The organism is Mycoplana azooxidifex (genome assembly GCF_014196765.1).
Taxonomy (GTDB): domain Bacteria; phylum Pseudomonadota; class Alphaproteobacteria; order Rhizobiales; family Rhizobiaceae; genus Mycoplana; species Mycoplana azooxidifex.
The window spans coordinates 62,200-71,455 of the sequence record NZ_JACIEE010000015.1; the positions used below are offsets into that span (position 1 = coordinate 62,200).

10 protein-coding genes and 1 pseudogene are annotated in these 9,256 nt (G+C 64.7%); all 11 read right to left on the reverse strand.

Annotated elements, in window-relative coordinates:
- Window positions 1-46 precede the first annotated feature (46 nt).
- Entirely contained in the window at window positions 47-532 is a 486-nt protein-coding gene (locus tag GGQ64_RS26115) for an L-2-amino-thiazoline-4-carboxylic acid hydrolase (protein ID WP_183808235.1), read from the reverse strand.
- 330 nt (window positions 533-862) lie between these two features.
- Window positions 863-1,252, reverse strand: coding sequence for a type 2 periplasmic-binding domain-containing protein (locus GGQ64_RS26120; protein ID WP_183808236.1), 390 nt, complete (start codon window positions 1,250-1,252; stop codon window positions 863-865).
- A gap of 3 nt (window positions 1,253-1,255) precedes the next feature.
- Window positions 1,256-2,302, reverse strand: a complete 1,047-nt coding sequence (locus GGQ64_RS26125; protein WP_246422953.1) for a tyrosine-type recombinase/integrase — start codon at window positions 2,300-2,302, stop codon at window positions 1,256-1,258.
- A 47-nt stretch (window positions 2,303-2,349) separates the two neighbouring features.
- Window positions 2,350-2,454: pseudogene (locus tag GGQ64_RS28425) on the reverse strand (MerR family DNA-binding transcriptional regulator); the annotation flags it as partial.
- The gene (locus tag GGQ64_RS26135; RefSeq protein ID WP_281380610.1) at window positions 2,451-2,960 is read right to left on the reverse strand and encodes a helix-turn-helix domain-containing protein; all 510 of its coding nucleotides are present in this window, start codon (window positions 2,958-2,960) and stop codon (window positions 2,451-2,453) included. The gene GGQ64_RS26135 and the pseudogene GGQ64_RS28425, both read right to left, overlap by 4 nt.
- A 127-nt stretch (window positions 2,961-3,087) precedes the next feature.
- The gene (locus GGQ64_RS26140) at window positions 3,088-3,468 is read right to left on the reverse strand and encodes a hypothetical protein (RefSeq protein ID WP_183808240.1); all 381 of its coding nucleotides are present in this window, start codon (window positions 3,466-3,468) and stop codon (window positions 3,088-3,090) included.
- 13 nt (window positions 3,469-3,481) lie between these two features.
- Window positions 3,482-3,676 carry a hypothetical protein gene (locus GGQ64_RS27970; protein ID WP_343059583.1) on the reverse strand — a complete coding sequence of 65 codons (195 nt, stop codon included), beginning with the start codon at window positions 3,674-3,676 and terminating at the stop codon, window positions 3,482-3,484.
- Window positions 3,606-3,848, reverse strand: a complete 243-nt coding sequence (locus GGQ64_RS26145) for a hypothetical protein (protein ID WP_183808241.1) — start codon at window positions 3,846-3,848, stop codon at window positions 3,606-3,608. The genes GGQ64_RS27970 and GGQ64_RS26145 overlap by 71 nt, the downstream gene beginning before the upstream one ends.
- On the reverse strand, window positions 3,845-4,801 hold the full coding sequence (locus GGQ64_RS26150) for a glycoside hydrolase family 19 protein (RefSeq protein ID WP_183808242.1): 957 nt from the start codon (window positions 4,799-4,801) through the stop codon (window positions 3,845-3,847). The genes GGQ64_RS26145 and GGQ64_RS26150 overlap by 4 nt, the downstream gene beginning before the upstream one ends.
- Window positions 4,798-7,746: a hypothetical protein gene (locus GGQ64_RS26155; RefSeq protein WP_183808243.1), complete on the reverse strand. Its 2,949-nt coding sequence runs from the start codon at window positions 7,744-7,746 to the stop codon at window positions 4,798-4,800. The genes GGQ64_RS26150 and GGQ64_RS26155 overlap by 4 nt, the downstream gene beginning before the upstream one ends.
- On the reverse strand, window positions 7,733-9,256 hold the full coding sequence (locus tag GGQ64_RS26160; protein WP_183808244.1) for a hypothetical protein: 1,524 nt from the start codon (window positions 9,254-9,256) through the stop codon (window positions 7,733-7,735). The genes GGQ64_RS26155 and GGQ64_RS26160 overlap by 14 nt, the downstream gene beginning before the upstream one ends.

Consider the following 9,256-nt stretch of genomic DNA (forward strand, 5'->3'; position numbering starts at 1 on the left):
GCGCCGCAGCGCATCGGCAGTGTCTGCGCCACGCCCCCAGCGCCGGTCAGCCCGCCTTCCGGTAGCGGTAACGGAACGTACAGCAGGGCGCGCCGGCCATGATCGTCTCTTTGCGCTCCAGCTCGATGTTGGGATCGTATCCTTGGCAGAAGGTGCCGTCGCGATTGCACGACATCAGGTGGCCGATCTCCGCCAGACCCATCTCCCGGTAGGTCTCGGCGTAGCGACATCGGGTGACGTTGAAGTCGTAGGTCTCCTCGGTCGCCTCCAGCACCTCGACCTCGAGCGCAGAGTCGGCAGTCCAGAGGTCATAGAGCTTGATGAAGCTCGCCATCGAGGTCACCCCGCCCGGCTCACGCGCCGCGAACGCCTTGCCCTCGGCGATCGCAGCCTTGCGCACCGCGCTGTCGATGATGGCGTCGGCGGTTTCCCGGCCCAGCACCGCCACCATCTCCGCATGGATCGGTCCGATCACCTGCGCCTGCAGCCGGCGCTTCACCAGAACCGGAATTTCCAGCGTATCCTTGGTCATGCGGCTATCCCCTGATCCTTCATCTCAACGCGTCCGCGGGAACGGACGGCAGCGCGGCAATATATCACGGCATCGACCGCGCCGCGCCGGGGAAAATCGTCGAGCCGGGAATGCGTGTGGCCGCAAGGCGGGTTGCAGGCGGCCTTGCCGGAGCAAACGGAAGCCCCTATATTGCAGCAGACCCCGATGCGCCCATCGTCTAGCGGTTAGGACATCGCCCTCTCACGGCTCCGTAGGGGGCTGTCGAACGACAAACCGACATTGATTTTCAAGGAAAAAGCCGGTTTGTCGATCTACAAATAACGACAAAATTGTCGTTCCAGTGGCCAGCTATCGCGCCGACCATCTGACCATGAAAAACGCGGTGTCTTTGCCTGCTTTGTCTGGATAGACGATGCGGATCGTGTCGTCTTCGTACTTGGAACGGACCAGCCTCATCCCGCAAAATTCGACCACATCCGCAGCTTTGCGCTCTGATGACCGGAGAGCCAAGGATAGGAGCATGGACTCGAGCGCATCGTAGCTTGCAGTGCCTGCGTGCAGCGCGGCGCGAATACGCTGTTCGGGCGACAGCACCGGGGCCACGCGTTCGTTAAAAGCGGCAATGAGCTTCTGCGCCTGTGTGACGGTGTCGAACGCCTGCCCAAAAGGATCGGTCTTCGAAACCTCTGACGCCGCCTGTAGTCCTTCCGCGATCTGGTCAAAAACGTCCTTACTCAATGCTCAATCCTCCAAAGCGTCGGCCATGTGTGCGGCCGAGTGGTGCCCGTAGACGCGCTCGACCGTGGCGACGGTATCGCCGAGCAGCCTTGCCACATCGTAGATCGATTTGCCTGCCTGCAGAAGGTGCGTCGCGCGTGTGTGGCGCATGCAGTGCGGGTGCGCCCGATCGGTGATGCCGAGGCTCTCCACCAGCTGCCGATAGGGATGGTGGTAGTCGGCGAGCCGGAACAGCCTGTCGCGATTGCTCGCGTCCCACACGGCCCGCAGCGGCGCATCCATGGCCTTCAAGATCGGCACGATCGGCTGGCGCTTGCTGGTCGCCCGCTTGCCCATCGGCTTCAACTTGATGTGCCGCGCCCGCCAGTCGACCTGGCCGCGCCGCAACTCTTCGATCGATGCGCGGCGGGCGCCCGTATAGTAGAGCAGCCGCACTAGCCATTTCAGGTCGTGCTCGTCGGGCAGCGCATCAGCTGCCGCGAAGATCCGCTCGAGTTCATCGTGCGTGTAATACGGGGCCTCATCGCCCTCCGACCGGCCACCGTCGGCCGGCCGCTCGATGCTCGGCTTGATCTTGATCCGCTTCCACTTGAAGGCGTGGTTGGCCGCGGCGATCAAAACCGTGAGCTCGCGCCGGATCGTGCTGTCGCTACCTGTCTTGTCCGGACGGCGGGCGCCGCCCCCGATCAACCCCGCGCGTCGGGCGTTGGCGTAATCACGCGAACTCGGAATGTCGATACTTTCGACACACCGGGCGCCAAAATAGGCTTTCAGGTGACGGATAGCATTTTCCCGGCGGGTTTCGTCGACCACCTTGTGCTCTTCGACATAGTCGTCGAGAGCCTGGCTCACAGTAAGTCCTCCAACCCGAGAGTGTCGGAGTTCGCGGCCGTTGACGAGGAACTCTGCGAAACGATGCTCCGCTTCAACTTCGTGTCCTGTACGAAGCGATAGGCGCTTTGTTTTGCGTCCATCTCCGTCGTACCAGAACGCGTAGAAGACACCGTCCCTCTTTCGTAGCCACGCGGTTTCCCTCTTGGGTCTCGCCATATGTGTCTGAACTCCCTCACTTTGCCCGCGTCGAAGCGCATATGGCCCCCAGGGGTGCGCTCGGTCGGCTGCAGTTTTCCGTCTTCGATGTACCGCTGAATGGTGCGAGTGGTTACGCCGCAGCGGGCGGCGAACTCGCCTAATCGCATCATGTGCCGTTTTTCCTTTCCTGTTCGTCGTTCTCTTTCATCCGCTCGTCGTGCTGCAGGGCGGCCATGATCGTCAGGGCCACCTGCCACGGGACTTGCTGGTTTATCCGGAGCCAGACCGTGCCGTCGCCCATGTCCTTTGCTTCCATCTTCGGGGACGCAGCGGACGCCGAGGGGACGCCCCTGGTCGGCAGCAGATCGGCCGGATCGACGCCAAGGGCGTTTGCGATGGCGTTGAGCACCAAGGGGGTGGGCAGGGCTTTGCCCCGCATGTAGACGGAGATGGAATCGCGGCCTATTTCCTTGTCTGCGTAGTGGTCGCTGGCGCGCCGGGCGAGCTCGCTCTGGTTCCAGCCTTTCTGGATCATGGCGGCGCTCAGCCGTCGGGCAAATTCGGCCCGTGCGGCGTCTCTTGGTGCGCTTTCGGGGATGGCACTCGGGCCACCGTGATTGTGATAGTTCCGCGGCAAGCGAAGCCCTCTCCTACAAACTACGACAAAAACCAACATAGTGGCCTCTACCTTAGTTTGCAAGAGTATTTTATTTGTTTGATGACAGGATTTTGATTTGACGAAATGGCCGCGTTTTGGATACCGAACCGGCGGTACGGTTTTGCTACTCGTAAAAAGTGCTAATTTAGCGAGACATCATCCAATGCCAAAACGCTGCGATATCATTCCTTAACGCGTAAAACGCACCCACCAAAACCACCAGCCAGGCCCCCACTTTCCATAGGGCGCGACCAAGCGATCCGGCGCCGGCAGCGCGGGCCTTGAGGGCTCTAAATTCCGCCCATGTGGGCGCTTCGGCCTCTACGGCCTTCTCGACAGTGCTCAACCTGTGGTCGAGTTTCAGCAAAAGCTGATTTTGAACATCCTGTTTTTCATGCACGCGACGTCGACTTTCGGTCGACAAACGTTCCGACTCGCGCATTTGAGTCTGCAAATCGCGCTGATTTACGGCAACTTCTTCCAAACGGGCCATTATTAATGTGAGAATCGCGCCATCTTCCGCCATGAACATGCCTCTGTTACCGCCCTGCCCCATGCGCTGCACACTCGTCTTTCGTCCAGATATCGCTACCGCACAGCCCGACGACGGTGCGATCGATCTTGCGTTGGTCGGCGTCGGTCAGCCCCTTGGCGCCGACGAGATCAGTTCCCACGACCCTGCGTAGGCCGGACACACTTGCCGGTGTCGAACTGGTACACCCACCCGCGGTCACGACAACGATCGTAAGCGCCCCGAGCAAGATCAGCGGAATTGCCTGCTTCATTGTTCTGCCTTTCGATGCCGGTGCGCACGCTTTCGGCACCTTGGTCGTAGATGATCGAGTAGAGCCCTATCAGTGCGGCGGCGATTGCTACGCCGATGAGAACGCGGGGCCAGATGTTCATGCCAGCGCCGCCGAGATTTCGCGCACGACGGAAACGATCTGGCGCCGCAGGAGGATGATGAGCCCGATGGCAACGATCGAAACGCCGCCGATCGCCACGACCGTCTGCCAGTCCGCGCCAAGCGCCCCGGTGACGATCGTGCCGAGAGTGCCGCCTGCGGCCACGAGCCAACTGGTCCGGTCGGCCTTCGTCTTGACCTCTTGAACGACCGATTCGGGCACGACGGCCTCGACTACGGGCGCCGCCGTTACCGCGGGCTTGGCCGATTCGCCCGGCGTCAGGGCCACCAGGGCCTTGTGCAGCGCCGCGCGCGTCTTCGGCCCGACGTCGCCATCGATGTCGAGCTTGTGGTCGGCCTGGAACTTGCGGACCTCTGCCGGCCCGTATCCGAGCAGAACGAGCGACACACGGCCGAGGCGGTCGACACGATCGGCAAAGCCGTTCTTCCCGCCGTTGATCTTCTTCGTGATGGTCTCGACGTCGCCCTGGTCCGCCCACTTGTTCAGGCCGCGCGTCGTCCAGTAGAACAGCGGCACCAGCCCTTCCCAAGGGTCGGTATTGACCTTGTCCGGATAGAGCACGAAGTCGGGGCAGTCGAAGCCCTGGTTCTTGCACCAGTCGCGGAAGCCGGCGTAGTTGGCCTTGCCTGTCAACTGCATGCCCGTCCGACCGCGGTAGCGATAGCCATCGCCATCCTTCGCCGGCGTGTTGCCGAGGTCGGTGCGGGTGTCGTAGCGGCTCTGCGCCGGCGTCGGCCCCCAAATCTCCTGGTCGTATTTGAAGTCGCCGCTTTCGTGCATCAGCTGCGGGAAATACTGCGCCAGCCGGTGCGGCCGGTTCATGCCAAGCTGGTCGCCGAACTGCTCGAGCGCGACCATCACGGATTCGAGGTTGAACTCGTTGATTCGGCCCTTTGCGGCCAGGCGGATCTGCGCAGCGGAAACGGGGATCATTTTGTCGGTCTCGCTTCTTCGTTAGAGTCGACGCCCTCGGCATCGCGGTTCCCCGCCGCCACGGCCATCAGGCGATTGAGTTTGCCGTTCCACGCCGGCGTGCCGATCTCGCGCACGTTGCGCGTCAACAGGTGCTTCGCCAGGTCGGGATTGAAGTTCATTTCGAACAGGACATTTTCGACGGACTTCGTGTCGTTGGGGAGCGCGTCGACGAACAGCCGCAGCGTGCGGAACAGACCGCCACCCTTGAGGACGCCGTACTTGGCCTTGAGCGCCGCCTCGGCCATGCGCCAGCGTTTGCCGACCTTGTCCTTGTCGGCCGCCATGAACTTCTCAAAGGTCTCGCTGCCTGCCGTCGCCCGCACATCGATGTTGGCGACGATGTCCGTCAGCGCGTGCGCCTGGCGCAGCGCGTTCATCTCTTCCGGGCTGTAGACCTTGGACAGCGTCTTTTCGTGCTCGCTGAACAGTTGGTCGAGCTTGGCCCGGCTGAGCTTCTCGCTATCGGGATTGCCGACGTTGCGCGCCGTCGTGCGGACCTTGCCTCGAATCCAGTCGCGCGTCGCAGCCTTGAGCCCGTCGGTCGCCCGCTGGTCGCCTTTCAGGCGGTCGGCGAGTTCGGCCATCTGCTTCTCGGGGTCGCCGCTGCCCATGATTGAGGCGATCGTATTGCGCGGGTCCTTGCCGATCGCGTGTGCGAGCGCGCTGCGGTTCAGGTCCTTGCCGGTCGCGGTGAGGTTGGCCTCGGCGTCGGCCACTTCCTGGGCCAGCCGCTTCGACAGCTTGCCGCCCTGCTCGGCGCGGCGCAGTTCTTCGTCGACCCGCCGGCGCATGTCGGGGAACTGGTCGATGACGGCCTTGTTGCGGTTGGACCACGCCTTGAACCGATCGAAGCGGAGCTCGGCCTTGTCGGTCAGCACATTGGACTTGGCCAGGTCGCCGAGCATCCAGTTGGTGGCGTTCTCGGCCGTGACCGGGTTGCCGTCAACATCGACGGCGCGGCGCAACGCGTTCGCGTCTTCCGGCTTCTTGAGGAATTTGTCGCCGAACTCGGTCGGGCGCGTGCCGCTGGACTCTTCGCCGGTGCGGGCGGAACGCTTGAGCGCGGCCGTGTACTCCCCCGCCCTGCCCGTCTTGTAGCGGGGCGCATACTCTTCCTTGTAGAAGCGCGCGGCCTCGGGGTTGGTCTCGTCGATCACGTCGCCGAGCAACCGGTTGACCTTGTCGAGATACCCGACGTCCCGGCCGGCGGCGACTGCCTCCTGGCGCATGGCGCTGATTTCGGCCTTGAGCACCTTCGCGTCGCCGTAAGTGATGTCGCGGATGGCCACGCCTTCGTCGGTCTCTTCGGTCAGCAGATCGCGCAGGCGCTTCGACGCACCGGAGTAGTCTGAGCCGGTGCGTGCCGCGCGGGGCACGCTTTCCTCGATCGCCATCATCTCTTCATAGATGCGCTGGCCGTCGACAGGCGTCTCGTCGGCGACAGCGTCGTAGCGAGCGTTCTTCGCGTCCTGCGAGGACCGCTGCGCCGTGCGGTACGCGTCATCGAGCCCTGCGGAGGCTTCGCCCTGGCGCGTGCCGAACTCGCGGAGTTCTGCGTTCTGGCGGGCGATCTCCGCGTCAGCAGTCGCCTTGCGCCCCTGCGCGTCCTCGACGTTCTGCCGGGCCGTCCCAAGGGTGTCGTCGTACTGCTTCGTCGCCGTCTCGACCATGGCGCGACCGTCGGCGCCACGGGGCACGGAGGCGTCGAGTCGTTGATCGGCAAGCGCATTACGGGCCGAGTCGCGCTCGGCGAAGCGCTGCGGATCCTTGGCGCGCGCGATGCGTTCCTGCATCGCCATACCGATGTCGTCGGCGAGCATGCCGGTCGTCGGCATCTCGCTCTCGTTGGCGAACTGCTGGAACTGCCGTTGGCCCGTATCGATGTTGTCGATCGCCTGCGCGCGGTTGGTCGGCTGGTTCTGCGCGATGCGCGCGGCCATATCCATGTCGCGACGGGCGTAGGGCCGGTTCGTAGCCGGGTCGATCGGCGTGCTCGGGTCGGGCGGCACAAACGCATCTTCGAACTTGCCACGCGCGAAGTTGGTCGCGCTGTCGCCGATCGACGCCGCGGTGCCCCCGCCTACGCCGCCAACGATCGCGGCGATGATCTTGCCGAACGGGCCAAGCGCCTGCTGAACGGCTTCGGGCACATAGTCCTCGTACCCTTCCATGGCGATGCCCGAGCCGGCGCCGGCCATCGTGTCGCCGATGATCTGCTTGCTCGCATTGCCGGTGTACGCGTCGGAAAGCGCGTCGACGGTGCGGCCGGCCGGCCCCGGCAGCGCGGCGGCCATCTGCTTTCCGCCGGCGGCCAGGCCCATGCTCGGCAGAAGTGCTGCCGTGCCGAAGCGGACCCCCTCCCCTGCCAACTGCACGCCCGGCGAGACGGCGTCCTTGTCGACGACCGTGCCGCCGGTGTGCTCGTAGAGGTCGGACGCCTTGTCGGCGATCCAGTCCGACGAACCGATCGCGTTCGGCGGCACGCGCGCGTCGACACTGCCGCCAAACGGGCTGGCGATGGCATCCGCGGTTGCGAGACCGGCATTGGCAGCCATGGTGGCCAGATCGACCGGCGCACCGAGCACGTCGGCGATGGCTCGATCGGCGCGCTGGCCGAGGTAGACCGGAACGGATGCGCCCTGGTTTGGCGGTGCGACCGGCGCAGGCTCAACGGCCGAGCCGGGAATGCCGCTAGCGCCAACCTGGTCCCATGCGGGGGCCGGGGGTGCTGCGGGTGCGGCCGGTGCAGCAGTGGGAGCCGAAGCTGTCGGCGTTGGCGCGGGCGCCGCGCTGCCGAGCGAACGCGCGATCTCGTCGACCGTCGCGTTCTGCTGCTCCGGTGTCATCGACATAAAGCTCTCGTCGACCTCGACGCGCTGGCCATTTACCTCAAGGAGCGGCATTCGGCACGACCCTCCACGCGGCGCCAGTGGTCGTCCGGTTGAGACCGTCGGCGGGGGCGTTCGGCGTCACCGGTGCCTTGCCGCCGAGGGCCTCGCGGGCCACGCGGTCGTTGATGGCGACGATCTCGAGCGCAGACTGTAGCTTCGACTGCATCATCTGCGCGCTGGCGAAGACCGACTTCGGGTCGCCGAGGATCTGGCGCATGGCCTGGACATCCTTATCGGACACCGAGCGGTTTTCCTGCCCGGCCAATGCCGATGCGCCCTGGAAGACCAGAAGGCCCCAAACCGTGTCCACCTTCGGCAGGTTCGGGTCGTAGAGCTCGGGGAGAATCCGCCGGGCGTCGAGGCCGGTCGGGGCCAGGTCCTGCGCAAGGACGCTGCGCGCTTCTTCGACGTTCGACCCGAGCACAGCGGACATGCCGCTCACACCGGCGGCGAGTTCCTGAGCAAGCGACCGGACGCGGCCCTGCGCGCCGAAAAGCGTAGGATCTTTCGTGAGTTCCATGCCCATGCCGACAAGTTGCTCGAACTTCTTGTTGGCGATCACGTTGCCCTGCATGTCGGTCGCGACGGCGTTCGTCACGCCCACGTCGGCCGCGCCGCCCTCGACCGTACCGACGTAGCCGCCCGGCGGGAGCGGGTTGCCGGAAAGATCGGTTACGCCGTTGGTCGTCAGCATCACACCGTTGCGGCCATCCGGGCCGGGGAAGATGTAATTCTTGATCGTGCCGGCCTTGTCGCCGGTCACGCGCGCGCCGAGCACTTCCTGCTGCTGCGGGTTCAGCGTGTCGAGGTTGTCGAAGTTCTGCCCGAGCAGGGTGCCCCGGCGATCGGTATCGGACAACACCGGCTGGTACTGGCCATTGGCTGCGTTCCCAATCGGAACAAGCACCGGCTGCCCGGTCGCGTCGAGCGCGGCGTACGGCTTCGCGCGCTCGATGCCGGCGTTCGTCTCGATGCCGAAACGCTTCGTCGCGTCCTCGAGGCCAAGCCCGTACCGCTTGGTGTTGTCGGTCAGCGCGTCGGCGGCGGACAGCGTGTCGTGCTTGTACCGGTCAGTCGCATCGGCCGTGGTCACGGCGAATCGCTTGTCGGCGCTGTCGAGGTCGTTTGCCCGGCGCGTCTCGGCCATCGTCGTGTTGAACGCCGGCGCGGTGCTCGAGTACGCCTGTCCGGCCGCCACCTGCCAGTTGGCGGTGCGCGGGTCCTCTGCGCCGTAGCCGGTCGCCGAGCCCATGCGGCCGATCTCGGCGAACTGCGCCGGGTCGATGCCGGAACCGAGCAAGATGGCCTGGACCGTCGGATCCGCGCCAAGCGTGTGCGCCCCGCCGGCGGCGACGCGAGCCATCAGGTTGTCGCGCTCGGCGTTCTCACGCTGTGCAGCATAGAGCTTCTCGTTGTTGAGCGCGGACGCCGTCTTGTCGCCGCCGAACAGCTGCCGGCCGAGCGACGACAGCGTCTGTGCGATCGGGTCGGGGCCGCTGAACGAGCTTAGAATCTTCGGCAT

What these genes read in the sequence shown, in the direction of transcription:
- GGQ64_RS26115 (WP_183808235.1), bottom strand. Translation starts at nt 532, where the DNA reads ATGACCAAGGATACGCTGGAAATTCCGGTTCTGGTGAAGCGCCGGCTG.
- GGQ64_RS26125 (WP_246422953.1), bottom strand. Translation starts at nt 2,302, where the DNA reads ATGGCGAGACCCAAGAGGGAAACCGCGTGGCTACGAAAGAGGGACGGT.
- GGQ64_RS26135 (WP_281380610.1), bottom strand. Translation starts at nt 2,960, where the DNA reads ATGTTGGTTTTTGTCGTAGTTTGTAGGAGAGGGCTTCGCTTGCCGCGG.
- GGQ64_RS26140 (WP_183808240.1), bottom strand. Translation starts at nt 3,468, where the DNA reads ATGGCGGAAGATGGCGCGATTCTCACATTAATAATGGCCCGTTTGGAA.
- GGQ64_RS26145 (WP_183808241.1), bottom strand. Translation starts at nt 3,848, where the DNA reads ATGAACATCTGGCCCCGCGTTCTCATCGGCGTAGCAATCGCCGCCGCA.
- GGQ64_RS26150 (WP_183808242.1), bottom strand. Translation starts at nt 4,801, where the DNA reads ATGATCCCCGTTTCCGCTGCGCAGATCCGCCTGGCCGCAAAGGGCCGA.
- GGQ64_RS26155 (WP_183808243.1), bottom strand. Translation starts at nt 7,746, where the DNA reads ATGCCGCTCCTTGAGGTAAATGGCCAGCGCGTCGAGGTCGACGAGAGC.
- GGQ64_RS26160 (WP_183808244.1), bottom strand. Translation starts at nt 9,256, where the DNA reads ATGCCGAAGATTCTAAGCTCGTTCAGCGGCCCCGACCCGATCGCACAG.